We start from the raw sequence: 19,261 nt of genomic DNA on the forward strand, positions 1-19,261 counted from the left end.
TGATGCATAAGACCAGCACAAACAAGGCCTGCCCCGCGCCACCCAATATTCAACTGATCAGTTGACTATTGCTTGCCTGAGCGCAGCGCCGCACTCTGATCCAACAGCCAATCGCGGAACAGCCGCACGGCGCTGCGCCGCAACACACCCTCGGCCAGCACCAGATGATAACTGCCCATGCGAAAGCCGATGTCAGAGCATTGCACAAGCCGCCCTTCGGCCAAATCGGTCTGCGCCAACTCGCTGGATGCGAGAATGACGCCATGGCCCGCAAGCGCGGATTCGTAAGCCAACCGCGCCCGCATGCGCCAATCTGAGGCCGCCGCCGCTGGCGGAGGACACCCAGCAAGCTTTGCCCAATGGCGCCAGGTATCTTCGCGCCGGTCACGCAACAGCGGCAATTTCAACAATTCCTCTGGCGGTAGAGGTGTGGGCACAAGTTTGGGCGCGGCAAAGGGATAAAGCGGCGCATCGCTCAAAAGCGGTGCCGCCTGGTTTGCCGGCCCCGCATGGAAAAAGCGCAGCGCTACATCCGCCTCATAACGGCTCAGATCCGCAAGCTCGCTGTTGGCCTGCAGCCGTAATTCAACATCCGGGAAACGGGTATAGAAATCGCCAAGCCGCGGGACCAGCCATTTCATCGTGAAAAGCGGTTCCGCATCCACCGTCACCTGCCCCGCGGGGCGTTGATGAAAGACCTCTGTGGCTTCGGCGATGCGATCCAGCGCAGGCGTGATCGCTGCCAGATAACGTGCACCGGCCTGCGTGAGCGCCACACCGCGCGGCAGATCGCGGAACAATTGCGCGCCCAGACGATCCTCAAGCCCACGCACATGGCGACTGATGGCCGAGTGATTGACGTTCAGTTCTTCGGCGGCGCCAGAAAAGCTTTCGTGGCGCCCCGCCGCCTCAAAGGCGCGGAGAGCATTTAGCGGGGGAAGGGAACGCGGCATAACATTATGTGCCTTTTTGGCACATGTCTTGTCAAGAAACGGCTTTTGATCGGAACAGCGATTCGACCGATATTCGTTGGCGAACCTACTTGAAAGCTGAAGAGATGCTGAGAAAAACAACGGCTTCATTGGCAGCCGCATGGCAACGCTTTGTCATCTGGGTCCACCCGGATCGGACGGTACTCCCCAAGGCAATCAGTGACAAAACCGCACGCGACATCGGCCTGTCGGGGGCAGAACTGGAACGCCATCGCTTTGTCTGGCCGTCCGAAAGCCGCGACCGTCCGCTGATATGAAATGCTGGTCTGGCCCGGCTTTGGCTGATAGCACATCGGGTCATGGCCGAACCGCTTGACATCATCTTTGCCGCCCTCGCCGACCCGACGCGCCGCACGATCCTTGCGATGCTGCTTGAGGACGACATGGCCGTGACAGACGTGGCCGAACCGTTTGAGATGTCTTTGGCGGCAATATCAAAGCATTTGGGGGTTTTGACGGCGGCGGGCCTGATCTCTCAGGAAAAGCGGGGCCGCGTGAAGTGGTGCAAACTGGAACCGGACGCGCTGCGCGAGGCATCAGTCTGGATGCAGGCCTTTGGTCAGATGGATGCGATTGACCTTGACGCGTTTGAGGCGTTTCTGGCCAAAGAAATCGGTTAGTCCTGCTCATTCTTTAACAGCAGGATCAACGCGATCACTGTCAACCCAACGCCAGCGAGCACAAGCGCGGGCGGCGCAGTGCTGCCCAGCAAAAGCGTCCAGACAATGACCCAGCTTGGCGTCAGATAGGTATAGGCCATCACCTTCGCGCTCGGCAGCCGAAGGGTCGCAAATTGCAGCAAGACAAAGGTCGCGGCACTGGCAAAGATGGCGGTGTAGAGGATCGTTATCCAGACCAGTGCGGGAAGATTGCCCCAATCGGTGCTCTGCAGATCACGCCAGCCAATGAACGTCAGCATCACCGCCCCTGCAAGCAGCACGCCAAAGGTAAAGACAATCGCAGGCTCGCCCCGGTTCAGCTTGCGGACAAGCGGTGTGTAGATCGCGTGCGCCACGCAGCCCCAGAAATAGATGACCTCCCCCTGCCCGACCCGAAACTGCAAGATTGCCTGCAAGTCAGCACGAAAGATCACCCAGACAGCACCTGCCGCCCCGATGGCCAGTGCAAGGCCCATGCGCGGCGTCAAAACCTGACGGAGGATCAGCCAGCCAAAGCCGGCCGACAGGATCGGGGTCAGGGTAAAGACAGCGGCCGCACTCACCGGCGGCGCAGTCTTCAACCCCTCGAACATCAAAACGAAATATGTGGTGAAGAACCCCGCCAACACGATGTAGCGCCAGGGCGCCTTGGCTGCCCCCGCAGGCAACCCGGTTGTCAAAAACACCGCTACCCCAATGACCGCCGCCGCAATCCAGAAGCGCACCGCGTTCAGGGCCAGCGGCGCAATCTCATTTGCCACCAGTGCCCCCAAGGCAAAGGACCCCGCGACCAGAAGCGAGAACAGAAGCATCGCCAGATGCCCCAATTGTGCAGGTGTCATGCGGCCGCGTTCTGTTTGAAATGCGCTTTGAGGAACTTCAGAAACGCCTGAACCTTGGTTGTACGATGCAGATCCACATGGGTGACAAGCCAGAGTGGCGCTGACCAGCCATCATCGCTCGGGACCACCTCGACCAGTTCGGGGTGATGATCCAACTCTTGCGAGATCACAAAGCCCAGACCAGCACCGGCAAGGATCGCATCAAGCATGTTGCGGTTGTCGGTGGCGCGGTAGGTGAACTTTTCCTCCGGAACGCGTTCGCGCAGCCATATCCCGAAGGGCGCACGCGACTTTTCGTTATCGAACACTACGAATTTGTGGTTGGGCAAGTCCTCAAGACCTTCGGGGCGGCCATGGCGCGCGATATAAGCTTCAGACGCGACAAGCGACATACGCTGCGACATAAAGGGTTGCACCACATTGTCAGGCTCTTCGGGCATGGAGCCCGCGCGGATCGCCACATGTGCCTCACCATATTCCAGCCGAAACACTCGGTCTCCGGTGCGATAACGGATATTCACCTCCGGGTTTTCATTCTGAAACGCCACCATGATAGGCGTCAGCATGCCAGAGAAAAGGTCAAGCGATGTGATGACAAGGTCACCCGACACGCCCTCGCCCTGTCCGCGGATGCGGCCAGCGAGCTGCGTGAACTGATCATCAGTGGCTTGCGCAACCTGCAAAAGGTCCTGGCCTGCCTCAGTTGCGGTGTACCCACGTGCATGCCGCTGAAACAGTTTGACGCCAAGGCGTTGTTCTAATGCGTCAATATGGCGAATGACGGTCGCATGGTGCACGCCCAGCATCTCTGCAGCACCACTGACGGTTCCCTTGCGCGCGACCTGATACGCGGTGCGGATTTCATCCCAGTTTTCCATGGATTCTCTGTGCGCCTGCAAACATCTGATGTTGAAATTCGGCTATTTTGTTCGCGAATGCAATAGCTACCTTTCCGGTCATGTTCACATCCTCAGGAGCAACCGCAATGACTGGAACTATCCTTCACATCGATGCGTCAGGCACAACCGATGCATCCGTCAGCCGGGCCGCAACTGCGCAGCTCTTGGCTGATCTTGCACCGACCCGCGTCATCCGCCGCGATCTGGCAACAACTCCCCTGCCCCAGGTCGACGACACCTGGATCAAGGCCCGCCTGGTGCCGGAAGCTGATCGCACCGATGTCGAAGCCGCTTCCTTGACGCTGTCCGACGAACTGATCGCCGAATTGCAGGAGGCTGATACGATCATCATCGGCATGCCCATGTACAATTTCGGTATGCCCGCATCGCTGAAAGCGTGGATCGATCTGGTCGCACGCCCCGGCGTGACCTTCCGCTATACGGAGAACGGCCCGATTGGTTTGCTGGACGGCAAACGTGCGGTTGTCGCTGTCGCCTCTGGCGGCGTTCCCGTTGACAGCAGCCTGGACTTTGCGACACCGCATTTGCGGCAAGTGCTGCGCTTTATCGGTATCGACGATATCACCGTACACGTGGCCAAGGAATTGGTGGCCGAAGCCGCCTAGAAATCTGTTCCCACGACCTTATCGCTCGGGCCCCACAGGGGCCCTTGCGGTCATATCCTGCATCCCCCTTGTCTTGCGCGGACCGCTACGTCATGAGCCGGTCAAACAGGACTGACAGGATAGCGAGATATGGATATCGTTGTTCCGGCCTTTATCGCCGTCACCTTGGGCATGATCGTGTTCTTCCTTGGCGCGTTCCTGACCCGCGCCGTTGGATTTCTGAAGAATTACAACATCCCGGAACCTGTATCTGGCGGGATTGCTGTTGCGCTGATCACCTGGGGTTTCTTCGCGCTGACCGGGCGGCAGATCACCTTTGACCTCGCCGTGCGCGACTACCTTTTGGTTCTGTTTTTCTCGACCATCGGGCTGAATGCGCGCATTGCGGATTTGTTCAAGGGCGGCAGGCTGCTGGTTATCCTCTTGTGCCTGACGCTGGGCTTTATGGTGCTGCAGAATCTGGTGGGGCTGGCGGGAGTGTTGCTGTTCGATCTGCCGACACCGCTGGCCGTTCTTCTGGGATCGGCATCACTCATCGGCGGACACGGCACGGCGATTGCCTGGGGGCCGCAAATCGAGGCGACGACCGGTTTTGCCGCCGCCGATGAGGTCGGGATCGCCGTTGCAACATTAGGTCTGGTGATGGCGGCCCTGATTGGCGGTCCGATTGCCAAGCAGTTGATCGACAAGAACGGGCTGGAAGGGCCGCATGACGTCGACCCTGTTGTCGGGCTGGAATTCGAGGAAGAAGGCGAGCCTGCGGACGTCGTCAACCATATCAGCCTGATGCGCGCCACACTGGCCGCGCATATCGCGATCTTTCTAGGGTTCATCACGCATCAGATCATTCTTGAGATGGGCCTGCAATTGCCCCTTTTTGTGCCCTGCCTGTTGGTGGGCATCATCATGTCAAACACTGTGCCCTACGTCGTACCGTGGATCACCTGGCCCACGGGCAGCCGGGCACTGGCGGTCCTGTCCGATTACAGCCTGTCGATCTTTCTGGCCATGTCGCTGATGAGCATGCAGCTTTGGTCGCTGGCCGATCTGGGAGGCACATTGCTGGTTGTGTTGGGGCTTCAGGTGATCATGACGGTCACGTTCATCCTGTTGATTGTTTTCCGAGCAATTGGCCGAACTTACACGGCCGCCGTGCTGAGTTCAGGCTTTGCGGGGTTTGCGCTTGGGGCCACGCCCACGGCGATTGCAAACATGTCCGCAGTGACAAAACGCTACGGCGCGGCACCGCTTGCCTTTATTGTGTTGCCGCTGGTCTCGGCCTTCTTTGTCGACCTCGCAAACGCGTTCATCATTCGATATTTTGTGGGGCTTTAGGGGGCTTCTGCCACTCCATCATCATCAGGTACGGCATTTCTTGATAGGATGCGATGCGCTCCGCCGGGCCAGTTGTTGGTTGCGGCTCATCGAAATGGGTCAGCATTAGACCCTGCGCGATGAACCATTGCATGTAATGCGAAAGCGGTCGGTGCCAGTTCTGGACGCGCAGCCCATCCCATGCGAACCACATCTTCTCGGTGCGCAAGTAATGTCCAAGCGGGCGTAATTGCTCACCTGTTTCCGCACAACGGCGCTTTCCGAACATGTAACTGGACGTAGCAAAGCTGGACAGATTGGCCACAAGGATCCGCCCGCCGGGACGTAGCGCGCGGGCCATTTCAGCAATCGCGGTCTCTGCATCGTCGATATCGATCAGCGACAGGTAACTCATAACCAAATCAAAGCTGGCATCGGAAAAAGGCAATGCTTCGGCAAACCCCTGCACATAGGTGCCATCTGGATCCTGCTGTTGCGCGGCGCTCACCATTGCGGGAACGGGATCAAGCCCAGTCGTCTGAAAACCCAAGGGCTGGAGCATCCGGCAAAACCGCCCCTCCCCACATCCAATATCAAGCGCGTCACCGCCGCCCAACGCCTCAGCCCGTGCCAGCATTGGGGTGTCGAGCACATGACGGCGCGAGAAATCTCCGCCATCCGCGCTGCGGGTGATCCAGGCCTCAGCCGAACTGACCCAACCATTTTCATCTGCATCGCGCATAGTCGCCCCCTTCCGGCTGGGTATAGGTGCCATGCCCGAAGATGCGCAACGCATCGGCTGGACATTTATGATGTCACGCTATCTCAGCGCCATGACACGAATTTCACCGCTCACCGCTTTGCGCGCCGCCCTGACTGTCGCATTCCTTTATTTCGGCCTGCGCAAGCTTTTCGGCTACCATGTGGATGTGGGCATTTACGAGGCCATCGGATTTGGCCAGTTTCCCCGCTACATCACAGGCTCCGTCGAGGTCGTGGGCGCCGGCCTCCTCTGGCTTCGCGGTGCGGAGGGATATGCAGGACTGCTATTGCTGGCAACAATGCTGATCGGCTTGAGTGCACTTCTGATCTGGGTCGGCCCACCCTATTGGCACATGTTAGTATTGATAGTCGCGACCGCGGCAGTGGCTTGGGCGTATCGCGCGCAGCCGTTGCAGCTGATCCGGTAAGTGGCGATCCACACGTCAGCAAGTTGAAGGTTATCAAAAATACGCCGCAACGACTGGTCCTCAGATCGCTTCCGCATATCGGGATCATCTTTTTGGGTCTCTTGTTTTTGATAATCTTCGGCGCTGCCTCGCTTGGCGTTTATCACGGCGATTTTGTCGGTGCTGTTTTCGGCTACCTCATTGCGGCTTGGCTCGGGTACAAGTTGAACCGCGAAGCGCAGATTGACGAGGTGGCGCTGGACCGCGACGCCGGATTGCTTGAGATCAAGCGCTATTCCCTGAAAGGCCGCGAACGGGTGCGGCATCCCCTGAGCGATCTGAGCTACGCAGATCTCGATATGCGTCCTTACAAGCTCAATTTGACAGAGCGCCGGGTCGCCCTTGTGCTGGACCGCGGTATGGATGCCGGACGGCACCCGCTGACGACGAATTTCTACACCAGCAACACGACAATCCAAGCCGCTGACGCGATCAATGCGTGGTTGCAGCAATAATCCCGCGCCGCTATTCGGCTTGTCATGAGATACGTGAGTGTCAAAGAAGTGCAGCGGGCCGTGAATGCGATGTATGACGGGTTGAAAAGGCGGTGAGGGTCACCTCAAAAAACCCTTTCAGATTGGTCATCTCTGGCACTCCGGAAGTTGGGGCCGCGCCATTCATTGTCTTCGTGATCTTTGCGGTGCTTTTTGGTCTCCTTTCCGGATCAACGCTGGTGTGGCTGATCATTCTTGGGATCGCGGTTTTTTGCGTGGTCGTCTATCTGGCTTTTCAGCAATCGGACACTTTGATCTTTGACGCGCATTTCGGCACTGTGGAGCACCACATTCAGTGGCCATTTGGCAAGAAACGCGTCATCCATCAGCTTAGAGAGGTTTTCGGCGCCCATGTTGCGAAGCATGGTGGGGCGGATGAAACGTCGAGATACCAGATGGCCTTGATTCTGACCGGGATGGATGAGGGGCTTTATCACTTTGGGGCAGCCTGGGGTGACAAGAACAAAATTGAGCAGTTGGTGGAGGTGATCAACACCTGGCTGCGAGATGTTGACTTGCGCCAAGCAGAGGCGTAAACGCGCCGCAATATCCGGTGAGCATCAGCTTTCCGGTCCCCGATGATCAGGGGATCGCCCTCCGTCAGCGCGTCGCGCCCACGGGGGAGCTACTGCTTTTTGCTTTGCCATCTTATATTGGCAGGGCAACCGAAACGACGTGAGGGCCTTGGCCGATGTTTGAAAATCTCTCTGAACGCCTGTCTGGTGTTTTTGACCGGCTCACCAAGCAGGGTGCGCTGTCCGAGGATGACGTCAAGACCGCCCTGCGTGAGGTGCGGGTGGCCTTGCTGGAGGCGGACGTCTCGCTGCCCGTCGCGCGGGATTTCGTCAAAGCCGTGCAGGAAAAGGCGACCGGTCAGGCGGTGACGAAGTCGATCACGCCCGGGCAGCAAGTCGTCAAGATCGTCCATGATGAGTTGAAGCATGTCTTGACTGGGGATGACGATCCCGGTGCGTTAAAGATTGATAACCCGCCTGCGCCGATCCTGATGGTCGGGCTGCAGGGGTCTGGTAAGACGACAACGACGGCAAAGTTGGCTAAGCGCCTGAAGGATCGTGAGGGAAAGCGGGTGCTGATGGCGTCACTCGACACCAACCGCCCTGCGGCGATGGAGCAATTGGCGATCCTCGGTGGCCAGATTGGCGTGGATACGCTGCCGATTGTGCCGGGCGAGACGCCGGTGCAGATCGCAAAGCGCGCGAAGACTCAGGCGTCTTTGGGTGGTTATGACGTCTATATGCTCGATACGGCGGGGCGCTTGCATATTGATCAGGAACTGATCGCACAGGCCGCTGAGGTGCGCGATGTCGCCAACCCGCGCGAGACGCTGTTGGTCGTTGACGGTCTGACCGGTCAGGACGCGGTGAATGTCGCGCAGGAATTTGACGACAAGATCGGCGTCTCTGGCGTTGTCCTGACCCGGATGGATGGGGACGGGCGCGGTGGTGCGGCGCTATCGATGCGGGCGATCACTGGCAAGCCCATCCGCTTTGTCGGCCTCGGCGAGAAGATGGACGCGATTGAGACGTTCGAGCCGGAACGGATCGCGGGTCGCATCCTGGGCATGGGCGACATCGTAGCCCTCGTTGAGAAGGCCCAGGAAACCATCGAGGCCGAGCAGGCCGAAAAGATGATGCGCCGGTTCCAGAAGGGCCGGTTCAACATGAACGACCTGAAAATGCAGCTGGAACAGATGATGAAGATGGGCGGCATGGAAGGGATGATGGGCATGATGCCGGGCATGGGCAAAATGGCCAAGCAGATGGATCAGGCGGGGTTCGATGACGGGATCCTGAAACGCCAGATCGCGCTGATCAATTCGATGACAAAGGCTGAGCGGGCGAACCCCGACCTGCTCGCCGCCAGCCGCAAGAAACGGATCGCCAAGGGTGCGGGGCTTGAGGTCTCGGAACTGAACCGGCTTGTGAAACAGCACAAACAGATGGCCGGGATGATGAAAAAGATGGGCAAAGGCGGCATGCTGAAACAGGCCATGAAGGGCATGTTCGGCAAAGGCGGTGGCATGCCCGATATGAACGATCCGGAAGCGATGGCGAAGGCGGCCAAGGAATTGCAGAGCAAGATGCCCGCTGGCGGCTTGCCAGGTCTTGGCGGAGGCGGGATGCAATTGCCACCCGGCCTGTCCGGTTTTGGGAAAAAGAAGTAGGCTGATGCGATTATCTGCCCCGAAAGACTGCCGCTGGTGTGCTCAAAATTCTAGAATTTTGAGAACCGCGCCGTATGCCGCAAGCATGAGGGCTGCAGCCTGATGACCCCTGCCCCGACCCTCACAACAGCGCGCCTTGAGTTGCGCGGGCCAGAGAAGCGGGACCTTGCGGCCTTTACCGCTTGGGTCACGCGGTCTGAGCGAATGGAGGTCGTGGGCGGCAAAGGGAGTGAGCGCGACGCGTGGCGCGGGTTTATCGCGGGGATCGGGCATTGGCACTGGCATGGCTATGGGTTCTTTACTGTCACAGAACGCAAGACCGGTGTTGCCGCGGGCCGTGTGGGCATCATCAACCACATCGAGTGGCCGCAGCCGGAGCTTGCCTGGCACATGTTCGACGGGTTCGAAGGCAAATCTTACGCGTTCGAGGCCGCCTGTGCGGTGCGGGAATGGGCGGGGCGGTCTTTGGGATTGGAACCACTGATCTCGCTCATCGCGCCTGACAACCTGCGCTCTCTCCGCCTCGCATCGCGATTGGGCGCGATGGAGGAACGGCGCGATGTGGTGGATGGCGAAAAGGTCATCTTTTTCCGACATCTGTCGCATGACGATCCGCGCGCAATAAAACAGGCGGCGGAGGCGATTGCATGATCCCGACGCTGACAACAGACCGGCTGACACTCGGCCCCTTCAGCATGGCGCAATATGAGGCTTTCCATGCGTTTTGCGCGACGGAGCGGTCCCGCTTTCTGGGTGGCCCAACGCAGGATCCGCGCGACAGTTGGGACAGCTGCATGCAGGGTCTGGGGCAATGGATCGCGCGCGGCTATGGCGCGTTTTTCCTGACGGAAACGGCAACGACCAAGCCCGTAGGTCGCGTCCAGTTGCGGCACCCGATTGATCTGGACGAACCAGAGCTGGCCTGGGTCGTTTATGAAGACTTTGAGGGCAAGGGATTTGCCCATGAGGCTGTTCTTGCGGTGCGCGACTATGCCTATCAGAAGCTCAGCTTTGCGCCGCTCATGTCGTTGATCGCCCCGGACAACACGCGATCTGTTGCCTTGGCTGCGAAGCTGGGCTGCGCCCCTGACGGCGAGAAGGCCTATGACAGTGGCGCCAGCGTGACTATCTATCGCCACCCGGGGGTCAGCGCATGACCACGTTACGGACAGAGCGCCTGATCCTGCGTCGACCGAAGGCCGGTGATTGGCCCGTCTATCGCGATTTCATGATGTCGGACCGCGCACGCTATTTCAGCAGCAGCGGCGACCTGGGGGCAACCTGGAAAGCCTTCGCAGCAGAGCTTGGCCATTGGCAGATGTATGATGCGGGACTTTGGGCTGTGACTTTGCGCGACAGCGACACCATCATCGGCCTTATCGGGCCGTGGCATCCACCGCATTGGCCCGAGAAAGAGATCGGCTGGATGATGCTTTCAACGGATGTCGAAGGCAAAGGTTTTGCCACAGAAGCCGCCCGCGCGAGCCTGACCCATGCCTTTGATGTTTTGGGCTGGGCGACGGCCGTCAGCTACATTGACCCGACCAATGCTCGTTCGATCCGCTTGGCGGAGAAGCTGGGCGCTGTCTTGGACAAGGCGGCGACGTCCCCCATGCCGAACACGCTCGTCTATCGCCATGAAAGGGCTGCCGCATGATCCCTGTTCTGCACACCGAACGGCTGACCCTTCGCGCGCCGACATGGGATGACTTTGACGCCTATGCGGCCTTTCGCGGCTCGGATCGCGCGACATTCCTCGGCGGGCCGTTTACGCGGGCGCAGGCTTTTGATCAGCTCTGTGCGATCATCGGCCATTGGACCTTGCGCGGTTATGGCCGCTGGATGGTGGCCGACCGCGAAACGGATGCGCCGCTTGGCGTCGTGGGGCTGCTTTACCCCGAAGACTGGCCAGAGCCTGAAATTGCCTGGTCAGTTTTTGAAGCGGGCGAAGGGCGCGGGATCGCTTATGAGGCCGCGTCAGCCTCCCGCGATTACGCCTATAACACGCTCGGCTGGACGACCGCGATCAGTCTGATTGATCCGGCAAATACGCGCTCGGTCGCGCTGGGTGAGCGGATGGGCTGCACGTTCGAGAAGACCTTCCAGCATGAGACGCTGGGCACCATGCATATCTGGCGGCATCCGGCGCAGGAGGATCTGCGATGATCCCAACCCTGCAGACCGAACGCCTGACCTTGCGCCCCTTTGCGCGGCGCGATTTTGACGCCTATGAAGCCCTGATGGCCTCCGAGCGAGCTGCCTATATGGGCGGCCCTTTTGATCGCCAGAAGGCCTGGGCCTGGTTCACGAATGACATAGCCGGATGGTCGCTTTATGGGTTTGGGACCTTGGCGATGGTCTATAACGGCAGATTTGCGGGCGGGGTCGGTCTTGTCCATCCGCCCCACTTCCCCGAACCCGAATGCGGCTGGTTTGTGCTTGATGGATTCACCGGGTTAGGTCTGGCAACTGAAGGCGGGCGCGCGATGCTGGATCATGCATTTGCGACAACCGATCTGGCGTCAATCGTCAGCTATATCGATGTCGAGAACTCCGCATCGATCCGTGTGGCTGAGAAACTGGGCGGCACGCTTGATCCGGATGCCGCCAAGCCCGACGGGGACGGCGACGATACCTGCGTCTTTCGGCATATGCGAGGTCCGGCATGAGACCTTGGCTGACCCCGCCGACAGGTGAAGCAGCGGCGCTTTCGATGCGCTTTGCCGAACTTGCCCCGGTTGTCCAGACAGAGCGGCTGACGCTCCGCCTGCCCCGCATCAGCGATTGGGACGTGCTGGAACCCATCTGGACCACGGAACGCGCCGTGCATATCGGTGGGCCAATGTCCGCAGAAGATGCGTGGCTCGACTTCAATCAACTGGTTGCAGGTTGGGTCCTGCGCGGACACGGCGCGCTGACCATCTGCGACAAGGCAGGCGCGGTTCTGGGGCTGGTCCTGTTGGGCCATGAATTTGGCGACCCGCAACCGGAATTGGGTTGGCTTCTGACGGAAGAGGCAGAGGGCAGGGGTTTTGCAACTGAGGCTGCAAAAGCACTCCTGCCCATGTGCCGCGCGGTATATGGCGATGGCTTCGCAAGTTACATCACGGATGGGAATGACGCATCTGTCCGCGTGGCGACAAAGCTGGGCGCGCGAAAAACCGGCACGCATCCCTTGGGCGCGCATGTTGCCGTTTACCACTACAAAGATGAAGGAGCCGCACAATGACTGATACCGTCACCCGTGCCGCTGAAATCCTCAAAGGTCATCGCGAAAGCATTGACCGGCTTGATGCCATCCTCGTCTACACATTGGGCGAGCGGTTCAAGCATACGCAGGCCGTGGGTGCCCTGAAGGCCGAGCACGACCTGCCCCCGTCCGACCCCGCGCGTGAAGAAACGCAGATCGCGCGGCTCACCGATCTTGCGAAACGGGCCGATCTTGACCCGGAATTCGCCAAGAAATTCCTGAACTTCATCATTCAGGAAGTCATCCAACACCACAAACAACACCAATCCTGAGGGCATCGCCCTCACACCCATCTTTAAGGAGAAAATCTGATGGCTATGAAAATCCGTTTGGCCCGTGGCGGCTCAAAAAAACGTCCCTTCTACGCAATTGTGGCTGCTGACAGCCGCATGCCGCGCGATGGCCGTTTTATTGAGAAGCTCGGCACCTATAACCCGATGCTGCCCAAAGACAGCGAAGAGCGCGTCAAGATGAACATGGAGCGCGTGAAATACTGGTTGGGTGAAGGCGCGCAGCCAACCGACCGTGTGGCGCGTATGCTGGAAGCGGCTGGCGAGATGCCCAAGAAAGAGCGCAGCAACCCCAAGAAGGGCACACCCGGCAAGGCCGCTCAGGCGCGTGCTGAGGAGAAGGCCGAGAAGGCCAAGGCTGCTGAAGAAGCGGCCAACGCCCCTGCTGAGGAAGCCCCGGCAGAAGAAGCTGCGGCTGACGAGTAAGACCAGTGGGTCGCCCGTTTTGACCGGGCGGCCCATCCCCCTTCACAGGCGCCCACATGTTCCGCTTGTTGCGCACGATCATCTTGGTGATGCTGGCCTTTGTCGCCGGCATGCTGTTTGAACGCGGCAATGCGCGGGAGGCCTGCGAGGCCATCGGCAGCCTGTGGATCATGGATGTGTGCGTCGGGATGGAGCCTGAATGAGTGCCCGAATGAACGATCGTGTTGTCGTGGGGAGCTTGAGTGGCGCCTTTGGCGTCCATGGCGAGGTGCGCTTGAAGTCGTTCTGTGCCGACCCTGCCGCGATTGCCGATTACGTACCGCTTTATACCGAGGATGGCCGCAGCTTCGCGCAAATCATCCTGACCGGGCAGACCAAGAACGGGTTTACCGCGCGCATCGACGGGATCGTTAGCAAGGAAGAGGCTGATGCGCTGCGCAACACGTCTCTTTATGCGGATCGGGCAAACATGCCTGCGCTGCCGGATGATGAGTTCTACTATGCCGATCTGATTGGCCTGACCGTGCTGGATACGGGCGGCGCCACACTGGGTGTTGTCCGCAACGTGGTTGATCACGGGGCAGGTGATCTTCTCGAAATCGCGGCACCCGGCGCGTCTGACACGGTGCTTTTGCCCTTCACCCAGGCGATTGTCCCGACAGTCGATCTTGGCGCGGGCCGGATCATCGCCGATCCGCCTGACGGGTTGTTTTAGCCCATCACGGAGACCATGGCCCCAGCCGGAACCGGGGCCATGACATTGTTTTTGAGATGCTTTCAGGCCGTCACCTCAGTGACGACACCGGCGCCGACGGTGCGGCCACCTTCGCGCAGGGCGAAGCGGATGCCAGGCTCGATACCCACGGGCTTGTGCAGGACGAACCCGACCTCGGCGCGGTCACCGGGCATGACGGGCAGGTCGTCCGTCACGTTCACCACGCCGCTCACATCGGTCACGCCGAAGTAGAATTGCGGCGCGTAGCCTGTGGAAAAGGGCGTGTGACGGCCCCCTTCATCGGCGTTCAGCACGAAGATCTCGGCCCGGCCTTGCGTGAACGGTTTGATCACGCCCGGCGCGGACAGGATCTGGCCGCGCTGGACCTCGTCCCGCTTGAGACCCCGGAGGAGCAGGCCGACATTCATGCCGGCCCGTGCTTCCGGGATGTCCTTGCGGAAGGCTTGCGTGCCGGTCACGACAACCTCGGCCCCGTCATTGGAAAGACCGATGATCTCCACCGGTTCACCGACCTTGATCGACCCGCGCTCGACCCGGCCAGAGACGACGGTGCCGCGGCCTGGGATCGTGTGCACTGCCTCAATCGGCATCATGAACGGGCTGTCATAATCCCGGACGGGGTCGGGGAAATGATTGTCCATGGCGTCGACCAGCTGCTTCACGCACTCCACCTCTGGGGCGTCGACGTTGCCCGCGAGGGCAGCCTCGAGCGCTTGCAAGGCAGAGCCGAAGACAAAGGGCGTGTTTTCATAGCCCTGCGCTTCGAGCAATGCGCCGGTTTCCATCTCGATCAGTTCGGCCATGTCGGCCCGTTCGGCCTCACCCAGCATGTCCATCTTGTTCACGAAAACCACCATGTGGCCGACGTTCACCTGACGGGCGAGCAGGATATGCTCGATCGTTTGCTTGGCTGCACCTTCCGTGCCGTCCACGAGCAGGATCGCCCCGTCCATCTGGGACGCGCCTGTGATCATGTTTTTCACATAATCGGCGTGGCCCGGACAATCGATATGGGCGTAGATCCGGCCATCGGATTCGTACTCCACATGGGAGGTGTTGATCGTGATGCCGCGCGCCTTTTCCTCGGGTGCCTTGTCGATCTGGTCGAACGACATGGCCTGTCCGCCAAGGCGGGCGGCCTGGACTTGCGTCAGGGCCGAGGTCAGGGTCGTTTTCCCATGGTCGACGTGACCGATGGTGCCGACATTCATGTTCAGTTTCGTAGCCATTTTACTGTCTCCTTCTTCGCTACGAGCGCCACCCGCACCCTGCTGGCCAAGCGGGACACGAGCGGCCATTGGCATCTGGCGCGCCAAATTCTGGGTTCGGGTTTGTCAGGCCCGAAATGAAAAACCCCGGCGGGCTTTGGGCCATCCGGGGTCACATTGCGGAACCGTGTCGGAGGCCATCAGCCTCCGGGAATGTCATTCACAGAGGCGGTTGGATTTTCCATGCGTCTTCGCTTGCAGCAGCCGGGGCTGATGCAGCGCGCAGGGTCAGATTTTCCAAGACCGTTTGCATGGTCGTTTCCTCTTGTGTGAGATTGCGCAGGTAAGATGTCGACTTTCGCATTGCAAGAGAAAGTTTTCATCCGCGCCGCAATCCCCTATCAGGGCCACATGACAGAGAAGGCCCCAAAATCGGCCGGTCGTATCGCGGTGCGCCCGACCCTGAAACCGCGTGAACTGATGACCGATAAGCCGGACCTGGCAGGATCATGGACGGCGCAGATCATCACGCTCTTCCCGCAGGCCTTTCCCGGTGTGCTTGGCGAAAGCCTGACCGGGAAGGCGTTGCAGGACGGTTTGTGGCGGTTGGAGACCTATGATCTGCGGGAACATGGGATCGGCAAGCATCGCAATGTCGATGACACACCTGCCGGGGGTGGTGCGGGTATGGTCCTGCGCGCCGATGTACTGGAAAGCGCGATTGTGGCGGCGCGTGCTGCCGCGAAGGGGGCGATGCCTTTGGTCTACCTCTCGCCGCGTGGGCGCCCGTTCGATCAGGTGATGGCCCGCGACTGGGCGCGGCAGGATGGTGTGACGCTGCTCTGCGGGCGGTTTGAAGGTGTGGATGAGCGGGTGTTGCAGCACTTTGGCATCGCCGAAGTCTCGTTGGGGGATTTTGTGATGACGGGAGGCGAAATCGCTGCACAGGCGATGATCGACGCGACTGTGCGCCTGCTACCGGGCGTTTTGGGCAACGCGGAGAGTGCTGTCGAGGAGAGCTTTTCCACCGGTCTGCTGGAGCATCCGCAATATACCAGGCCCGCCGAATGGCAGGGGCATGCGATCCCGGATGTCCTGCTCTCAGGCAATCACGCCAAGATCGCGGCTTGGCGGCGCCAGATGGCCGAGAAACTGACCCGCGAACGCAGGCCCGACCTTTGGGCTAAGGTGGAGGAAAAGGATTAGAGCTGGCGCTGCAACACCAATGACAAATCCGACACACGTGCGATGTCGCCGCCGCCTACCAAGACATAGCCGACCCCATCCGTCACCCAGCTATTGGTGGCAACGTCATGCGACATGCGTTGTAGGTCATCGCGGTCCGCGTCACCTGGTAGTGTCACGCAAAAGGCGAATGGCAGGCCACCCTCATCAAGATAGGCCATCTGTAAAAGCGGCTGACCGTTGATCGACAGGATCTGCGCCCGCTTGAAGGTGAGCCCTGGCAGGGATGTGGCCGGGCGCAGATCGACGCCCAGCATCTCTTGCGCCGATTGCAGGACCGCATCGGATACCTGCGGCGACTGGTCGGCACCGCTAAGCGTCTCGGTCACGTAGAGGGCGTGATAGGAGGCGATCGTGTCGACCCATGTGGGTGCCGGGCGTAACAGCGACATCACCACCATGCCGATGACGAATGACGCCGCGATGGCCAGTGGTATCAGCGCCGCGGCAAGTCGTCGGGGCGCGGGTTCTAAGCCTGCGGACGCGAAGGCTGGCGCATTGAGGCCGTTCAGGTCAAACGCCGTCTTGATCACATCGCCCGCCCCGGCCAAGGCTTCAAAACGCTGCGCCAATGCTGCATCGACCGCCAGGGCCGCATCGATGCGGGCGGTCACGGCAGCATCCGCCTCTCCATCCAGATAGGCGGTCAGTTCGGCATCTGTGATCTGACCCTGATCGTCACTCACCTGTCTTTTCCTGTCCTTCGACCACCTGTGTCACCGCCTTACGGGCGCTTGCCAGGCGGCTCATGATCGTCCCAATCGGCACATCCAGTATCTCTGCCGCTTCACGGTATGTATGCCCTTCGACATAAACAAGCAGTGTTGTGAGACGCTGTGCCTCAGGCAGGGCCTGTATAATGTCAAACACTTCACGGGCGAGAATATTCGCTTCGATATCGGGTTTTTCGTCCGTCAGACCGCTTTGCTCAACCGGCACGGTGCCCGTCCCGCGCCTGACATTGGCAGCGCGGATGTCATTCAGCCACAGATTGCGCGCCATGGTGAAAAGCCATGAAGCAAGATCCGAGCCGGGCGTGAACTTGTCGGCGTGGATGAGCGCGCGTTCGCAGGTCATCTGGGCCAGATCCTCGGCCATCGCGCGATCGCGTGTCAGGACCAGACAGAACCGCCAGAGCCGGGGATAGATTGCAGGCAGACCACCGGCCACCGCATCCCGCGCAGATTTTTTGCGCAACCAGCGAATAATCTCCCCTCCCCGCGTGTTCACATACCAACCGCTGATGATGGCGGGGTATTTTGTTTCCTATGGGAGGAGTAAGACATGCGCAATTTCAAACTACCGGCTGCCGCAATCGTGATTGGTCTCGGCACTGCGGCTTTTGCAGACGGACATGCGGGCGGATGGGTTCTGAACGGTGAACAGTCGGTCGTCAGCTTTGGATCAATCAAGAATGATGATACGGGCGAGGCGCATACGTTTTCCGGTCTGACGGGTTCGGTCAGCCCTGACGGGATGGCCAGTGTTGAGATCGACCTCAACAGTCTTGAGACGAATATCGATATTCGCAATGAGCGGATGATCGAGCATGTGTTCAAGAACGCCCCCAGTGCCACGCTGAAAGCGCAGGTCGATATGGCTGATTTCGACGGGCTGGCCGTTGGCGAAAGCACCGTGACCGAGATTGATGGCGATGTGGTCTTTCTGGGGGTCGAAGCGCCGGTCTATATGGACGTCTTCGTGATGCGGCTCGATGCGGAAAATGTGATGGTGACAACTCAAAGTATGATGTTCATCAGCACTGATGAGCTTGAGATCAATGAAGGGATCGACATGCTGCAAGAGCTCGCGAGCCTCGATTCAATTACCCGCACTGCACCGGTGTCGTTTCGCCTGATGTTTAGCGCAGGCGCGACACAGTCCTGAAGATTGTCCCAAGGTGGCCCAGGTGCAAGCCGGGCCATCTTTGGGCTTGATTGACAACGCCCAAGGGCCTATTGAGCGGCATTCCTGGGGCGGGTAACCGATTCCGGGTATTGATCTATGGCAGCACCGGATATCGGGTCACCACTGCGTTGTGGCACACACCCCCGGACGGACCGGACGGTCAGATAACAGAAATGATGACGGCATCTGCGGCGGGCAGTGACACTGGACCCGGAAACGACACGCAGCTCTGACGGCGCAAGACACGTTGCGGGATATACCCGTGCCAGACATAGGAGCGGATCAATGGATTTGATCGCACAACTCGAAGCGGAGCAGATCGCTGCGCTGGGGAAGGATATCCCCGACTTCAAAGCGGGTGACACCATCCGCGTCGGTTACAAAGTGACCGAAGGTACACGGACACGTGTGCAGAACTATGAGGGCGTGTGCATCGCCCGCAAGAACGGATCGGGCATTGCCGGGTCGTTCACCGTGCGCAAGATTTCTTTTGGTGAGGGTGTGGAGCGTGTGTTCCCGCTGCATTCCACCAATATCGATAGCATCACCGTCGTCCGCCGCGGTCGCGTGCGTCGTGCGAAGCTTTACTACCTGCGTTCGCGCCGCGGTAAATCCGCGCGGATTGCAGAGGTCACCAACTACAAGGCGCCCAAAAGCGCCGAAGCCGAAGCATAAGGACGCCGGATATGAAAAAAGATATTCACCCCGATTATCACATCATCGACGTCAAGATGACCGATGGCACTGTGGTGCAGATGAAATCCACCTGGGGCAAGGAAGGCGATACGATGTCGCTGGATATCGACCCCTCCGTCCACCCCGCATGGACCGGCGGTGGCACCCGTCTGATGGATGCTGGTGGCCGTGTGTCGAAGTTCAAGAACAAATACGCGGGTCTGGGCTTCTAAAGCCCGCTTGGGTTTCACCCACCCTGAATTTGCTGCGCCGCTCTATCAAG

The 19,261-nt window shown here is 59.6% G+C and carries 29 protein-coding genes; 22 read left to right on the forward strand and 7 right to left on the reverse strand.

Annotated elements, in window-relative coordinates; genetic code table 11:
* Positions 1-65: 65 nt before the first annotated feature.
* Positions 66-953 (reverse strand): LysR substrate-binding domain-containing protein, encoded by an 888-nt coding sequence (locus SLH47_RS04580; RefSeq protein ID WP_320238199.1) that lies wholly within the window; start codon positions 951-953, stop codon positions 66-68.
* Positions 954-1,057: 104 nt separating this feature from the next.
* On the opposite strand from SLH47_RS04580, the gene SLH47_RS04585 reads away from it, so the two are divergent.
* Both SLH47_RS04585 and SLH47_RS04590 read left to right on the forward strand, forming a co-directional pair.
* Positions 1,058-1,249 (forward strand): hypothetical protein, encoded by a 192-nt coding sequence (locus tag SLH47_RS04585; protein WP_320238200.1) that lies wholly within the window; start codon positions 1,058-1,060, stop codon positions 1,247-1,249.
* A 42-nt stretch (positions 1,250-1,291) separates the two neighbouring features.
* Positions 1,292-1,612 carry a metalloregulator ArsR/SmtB family transcription factor gene (locus SLH47_RS04590; RefSeq protein ID WP_320238201.1) on the forward strand — a complete coding sequence of 107 codons (321 nt, stop codon included), beginning with the start codon at positions 1,292-1,294 and terminating at the stop codon, positions 1,610-1,612.
* Here the strand turns inward: SLH47_RS04590 and SLH47_RS04595 are convergent.
* Positions 1,609-2,493 (reverse strand): DMT family transporter, encoded by an 885-nt coding sequence (locus tag SLH47_RS04595; protein ID WP_320238202.1) that lies wholly within the window; start codon positions 2,491-2,493, stop codon positions 1,609-1,611. The two genes, SLH47_RS04590 and SLH47_RS04595, sit on opposite strands and share 4 nt — an antisense overlap.
* The gene (locus SLH47_RS04600; protein ID WP_320238203.1) at positions 2,490-3,371 is read right to left on the reverse strand and encodes a LysR family transcriptional regulator; all 882 of its coding nucleotides are present in this window, start codon (positions 3,369-3,371) and stop codon (positions 2,490-2,492) included. Before SLH47_RS04600 ends, SLH47_RS04595 begins: the two co-directional genes overlap by 4 nt.
* Before the next feature lie 107 nt (positions 3,372-3,478).
* On the opposite strand from SLH47_RS04600, the gene SLH47_RS04605 reads away from it, so the two are divergent.
* A complete protein-coding gene (locus tag SLH47_RS04605; RefSeq protein ID WP_320238204.1) occupies positions 3,479-4,018 on the forward strand; it encodes an FMN-dependent NADH-azoreductase in 540 nt (179 codons plus the stop codon).
* A 129-nt stretch (positions 4,019-4,147) separates the two neighbouring features.
* Positions 4,148-5,353, forward strand: a complete 1,206-nt coding sequence (gltS, locus tag SLH47_RS04610; protein ID WP_320238205.1) for a sodium/glutamate symporter — start codon at positions 4,148-4,150, stop codon at positions 5,351-5,353.
* On the opposite strand, the gene SLH47_RS04615 is transcribed toward gltS, so the two are convergent.
* Entirely contained in the window at positions 5,328-6,074 is a 747-nt protein-coding gene (locus SLH47_RS04615) for a class I SAM-dependent methyltransferase (RefSeq protein WP_320238206.1), read from the reverse strand. The two genes, gltS and SLH47_RS04615, sit on opposite strands and share 26 nt — an antisense overlap.
* Positions 6,075-6,165: 91 nt before the next feature.
* Here SLH47_RS04615 and SLH47_RS04620 point away from each other — a divergent pair, with 91 nt between their 5' ends.
* The 14 genes from SLH47_RS04620 to rimM all read left to right on the forward strand — a co-directional run bounded on the left by SLH47_RS04620 (position 6,166) and on the right by rimM (position 13,921).
* Positions 6,166-6,522, forward strand: coding sequence for a hypothetical protein (locus SLH47_RS04620; protein ID WP_320238207.1), 357 nt, complete (start codon positions 6,166-6,168; stop codon positions 6,520-6,522).
* Between the two features lie 23 nt (positions 6,523-6,545).
* Positions 6,546-7,016: a hypothetical protein gene (locus tag SLH47_RS04625; protein ID WP_320238208.1), complete on the forward strand. Its 471-nt coding sequence runs from the start codon at positions 6,546-6,548 to the stop codon at positions 7,014-7,016.
* A 92-nt stretch (positions 7,017-7,108) separates the two neighbouring features.
* Entirely contained in the window at positions 7,109-7,591 is a 483-nt protein-coding gene (locus tag SLH47_RS04630; RefSeq protein WP_320238209.1) for a hypothetical protein, read from the forward strand.
* Between the two features lie 155 nt (positions 7,592-7,746).
* Complete coding sequence (gene ffh, locus SLH47_RS04635) at positions 7,747-9,240, forward strand: signal recognition particle protein (protein WP_320238210.1); 1,494 nt, start codon at positions 7,747-7,749, stop codon at positions 9,238-9,240.
* A 102-nt stretch (positions 9,241-9,342) separates the two neighbouring features.
* Positions 9,343-9,891, forward strand: coding sequence for a GNAT family N-acetyltransferase (locus tag SLH47_RS04640; protein ID WP_320238211.1), 549 nt, complete (start codon positions 9,343-9,345; stop codon positions 9,889-9,891).
* On the forward strand, positions 9,888-10,397 hold the full coding sequence (locus tag SLH47_RS04645; protein WP_320238212.1) for a GNAT family N-acetyltransferase: 510 nt from the start codon (positions 9,888-9,890) through the stop codon (positions 10,395-10,397). The genes SLH47_RS04640 and SLH47_RS04645 overlap by 4 nt, the downstream gene beginning before the upstream one ends.
* The gene (locus tag SLH47_RS04650; RefSeq protein WP_320238213.1) at positions 10,394-10,897 is read left to right on the forward strand and encodes a GNAT family N-acetyltransferase; all 504 of its coding nucleotides are present in this window, start codon (positions 10,394-10,396) and stop codon (positions 10,895-10,897) included. Before SLH47_RS04645 ends, SLH47_RS04650 begins: the two co-directional genes overlap by 4 nt.
* Positions 10,894-11,406: a GNAT family N-acetyltransferase gene (locus SLH47_RS04655; protein WP_320238214.1), complete on the forward strand. Its 513-nt coding sequence runs from the start codon at positions 10,894-10,896 to the stop codon at positions 11,404-11,406. Before SLH47_RS04650 ends, SLH47_RS04655 begins: the two co-directional genes overlap by 4 nt.
* Positions 11,403-11,909, forward strand: coding sequence for a GNAT family N-acetyltransferase (locus tag SLH47_RS04660; RefSeq protein ID WP_320238215.1), 507 nt, complete (start codon positions 11,403-11,405; stop codon positions 11,907-11,909). The genes SLH47_RS04655 and SLH47_RS04660 overlap by 4 nt, the downstream gene beginning before the upstream one ends.
* Positions 11,906-12,469 carry a GNAT family N-acetyltransferase gene (locus tag SLH47_RS04665; protein WP_320238216.1) on the forward strand — a complete coding sequence of 188 codons (564 nt, stop codon included), beginning with the start codon at positions 11,906-11,908 and terminating at the stop codon, positions 12,467-12,469. Before SLH47_RS04660 ends, SLH47_RS04665 begins: the two co-directional genes overlap by 4 nt.
* A complete protein-coding gene (locus SLH47_RS04670; protein ID WP_320238217.1) occupies positions 12,466-12,762 on the forward strand; it encodes a chorismate mutase in 297 nt (98 codons plus the stop codon). Before SLH47_RS04665 ends, SLH47_RS04670 begins: the two co-directional genes overlap by 4 nt.
* A 39-nt stretch (positions 12,763-12,801) precedes the next feature.
* Positions 12,802-13,206 carry a 30S ribosomal protein S16 gene (gene rpsP / locus SLH47_RS04675; RefSeq protein WP_320238218.1) on the forward strand — a complete coding sequence of 135 codons (405 nt, stop codon included), beginning with the start codon at positions 12,802-12,804 and terminating at the stop codon, positions 13,204-13,206.
* A 56-nt stretch (positions 13,207-13,262) separates the two neighbouring features.
* Complete coding sequence (locus tag SLH47_RS04680; protein ID WP_320238219.1) at positions 13,263-13,409, forward strand: hypothetical protein; 147 nt, start codon at positions 13,263-13,265, stop codon at positions 13,407-13,409.
* An 8-nt stretch (positions 13,410-13,417) separates the two neighbouring features.
* Positions 13,418-13,921: a ribosome maturation factor RimM gene (gene rimM / locus SLH47_RS04685; protein ID WP_320238220.1), complete on the forward strand. Its 504-nt coding sequence runs from the start codon at positions 13,418-13,420 to the stop codon at positions 13,919-13,921.
* Between the two features lie 62 nt (positions 13,922-13,983).
* Here rimM and SLH47_RS04690 read toward each other — a convergent pair whose 3' ends face one another.
* Positions 13,984-15,171: an elongation factor Tu gene (locus SLH47_RS04690; RefSeq protein ID WP_320238221.1), complete on the reverse strand. Its 1,188-nt coding sequence runs from the start codon at positions 15,169-15,171 to the stop codon at positions 13,984-13,986.
* A gap of 390 nt (positions 15,172-15,561) precedes the next feature.
* Between SLH47_RS04690 and trmD the strand changes: the two genes are divergently transcribed.
* Positions 15,562-16,356 (forward strand): tRNA (guanosine(37)-N1)-methyltransferase TrmD, encoded by a 795-nt coding sequence (gene trmD, locus SLH47_RS04695; RefSeq protein WP_320238554.1) that lies wholly within the window; start codon positions 15,562-15,564, stop codon positions 16,354-16,356.
* Here trmD and SLH47_RS04700 read toward each other — a convergent pair.
* Both SLH47_RS04700 and SLH47_RS04705 read right to left on the reverse strand, forming a co-directional pair.
* Positions 16,353-17,081, reverse strand: coding sequence for a hypothetical protein (locus SLH47_RS04700; protein WP_320238222.1), 729 nt, complete (start codon positions 17,079-17,081; stop codon positions 16,353-16,355). The two genes, trmD and SLH47_RS04700, sit on opposite strands and share 4 nt — an antisense overlap.
* A complete protein-coding gene (locus SLH47_RS04705; RefSeq protein ID WP_320238223.1) occupies positions 17,074-17,592 on the reverse strand; it encodes an RNA polymerase sigma factor in 519 nt (172 codons plus the stop codon). Before SLH47_RS04705 ends, SLH47_RS04700 begins: the two co-directional genes overlap by 8 nt.
* A gap of 87 nt (positions 17,593-17,679) precedes the next feature.
* On the opposite strand from SLH47_RS04705, the gene SLH47_RS04710 reads away from it, so the two are divergent.
* The 3 genes from SLH47_RS04710 (at position 17,680) to rpmE (ending at position 19,211) form a co-directional block, all read left to right on the forward strand.
* On the forward strand, positions 17,680-18,282 hold the full coding sequence (locus SLH47_RS04710) for a YceI family protein (RefSeq protein ID WP_320238224.1): 603 nt from the start codon (positions 17,680-17,682) through the stop codon (positions 18,280-18,282).
* A 306-nt stretch (positions 18,283-18,588) separates the two neighbouring features.
* Positions 18,589-18,978, forward strand: a complete 390-nt coding sequence (rplS, locus tag SLH47_RS04715) for a 50S ribosomal protein L19 (protein ID WP_320238225.1) — start codon at positions 18,589-18,591, stop codon at positions 18,976-18,978.
* Positions 18,979-18,989: 11 nt separating this feature from the next.
* Positions 18,990-19,211, forward strand: a complete 222-nt coding sequence (gene rpmE / locus SLH47_RS04720; RefSeq protein ID WP_320238226.1) for a 50S ribosomal protein L31 — start codon at positions 18,990-18,992, stop codon at positions 19,209-19,211.
* Positions 19,212-19,261 lie beyond the last annotated feature (50 nt).

Source organism: Cognatiyoonia sp. IB215182 (assembly GCF_033963905.1).
Lineage (GTDB): Bacteria > Pseudomonadota > Alphaproteobacteria > Rhodobacterales > Rhodobacteraceae > Yoonia.

Coding starts and splice junctions, on each gene's coding strand:
- SLH47_RS04585 (WP_320238200.1), top strand. CDS start 1,058: ATGCTGAGAAAAACAACGGCTTCATTGGCAGCCGCATGGCAACGCTTT.
- rpsP (WP_320238218.1), top strand. CDS start 12,802: ATGGCTATGAAAATCCGTTTGGCCCGTGGCGGCTCAAAAAAACGTCCC.
- SLH47_RS04580 (WP_320238199.1), bottom strand. CDS start 953: ATGCCGCGTTCCCTTCCCCCGCTAAATGCTCTCCGCGCCTTTGAGGCG.
- ffh (WP_320238210.1), top strand. CDS start 7,747: ATGTTTGAAAATCTCTCTGAACGCCTGTCTGGTGTTTTTGACCGGCTC.
- rimM (WP_320238220.1), top strand. CDS start 13,418: ATGAACGATCGTGTTGTCGTGGGGAGCTTGAGTGGCGCCTTTGGCGTC.
- SLH47_RS04650 (WP_320238213.1), top strand. CDS start 10,394: ATGACCACGTTACGGACAGAGCGCCTGATCCTGCGTCGACCGAAGGCC.
- SLH47_RS04660 (WP_320238215.1), top strand. CDS start 11,403: ATGATCCCAACCCTGCAGACCGAACGCCTGACCTTGCGCCCCTTTGCG.
- SLH47_RS04620 (WP_320238207.1), top strand. CDS start 6,166: ATGACACGAATTTCACCGCTCACCGCTTTGCGCGCCGCCCTGACTGTC.
- SLH47_RS04605 (WP_320238204.1), top strand. CDS start 3,479: ATGACTGGAACTATCCTTCACATCGATGCGTCAGGCACAACCGATGCA.
- rpmE (WP_320238226.1), top strand. CDS start 18,990: ATGAAAAAAGATATTCACCCCGATTATCACATCATCGACGTCAAGATG.
- SLH47_RS04640 (WP_320238211.1), top strand. CDS start 9,343: ATGACCCCTGCCCCGACCCTCACAACAGCGCGCCTTGAGTTGCGCGGG.
- SLH47_RS04710 (WP_320238224.1), top strand. CDS start 17,680: ATGCGCAATTTCAAACTACCGGCTGCCGCAATCGTGATTGGTCTCGGC.
- SLH47_RS04600 (WP_320238203.1), bottom strand. CDS start 3,371: ATGGAAAACTGGGATGAAATCCGCACCGCGTATCAGGTCGCGCGCAAG.
- SLH47_RS04615 (WP_320238206.1), bottom strand. CDS start 6,074: ATGCGCGATGCAGATGAAAATGGTTGGGTCAGTTCGGCTGAGGCCTGG.
- SLH47_RS04670 (WP_320238217.1), top strand. CDS start 12,466: ATGACTGATACCGTCACCCGTGCCGCTGAAATCCTCAAAGGTCATCGC.
- SLH47_RS04655 (WP_320238214.1), top strand. CDS start 10,894: ATGATCCCTGTTCTGCACACCGAACGGCTGACCCTTCGCGCGCCGACA.
- gltS (WP_320238205.1), top strand. CDS start 4,148: ATGGATATCGTTGTTCCGGCCTTTATCGCCGTCACCTTGGGCATGATC.
- SLH47_RS04665 (WP_320238216.1), top strand. CDS start 11,906: ATGAGACCTTGGCTGACCCCGCCGACAGGTGAAGCAGCGGCGCTTTCG.
- trmD (WP_320238554.1), top strand. CDS start 15,562: ATGACAGAGAAGGCCCCAAAATCGGCCGGTCGTATCGCGGTGCGCCCG.
- SLH47_RS04595 (WP_320238202.1), bottom strand. CDS start 2,493: ATGACACCTGCACAATTGGGGCATCTGGCGATGCTTCTGTTCTCGCTT.
- rplS (WP_320238225.1), top strand. CDS start 18,589: ATGGATTTGATCGCACAACTCGAAGCGGAGCAGATCGCTGCGCTGGGG.
- SLH47_RS04680 (WP_320238219.1), top strand. CDS start 13,263: ATGTTCCGCTTGTTGCGCACGATCATCTTGGTGATGCTGGCCTTTGTC.
- SLH47_RS04590 (WP_320238201.1), top strand. CDS start 1,292: ATGGCCGAACCGCTTGACATCATCTTTGCCGCCCTCGCCGACCCGACG.
- SLH47_RS04645 (WP_320238212.1), top strand. CDS start 9,888: ATGATCCCGACGCTGACAACAGACCGGCTGACACTCGGCCCCTTCAGC.
- SLH47_RS04690 (WP_320238221.1), bottom strand. CDS start 15,171: ATGGCTACGAAACTGAACATGAATGTCGGCACCATCGGTCACGTCGAC.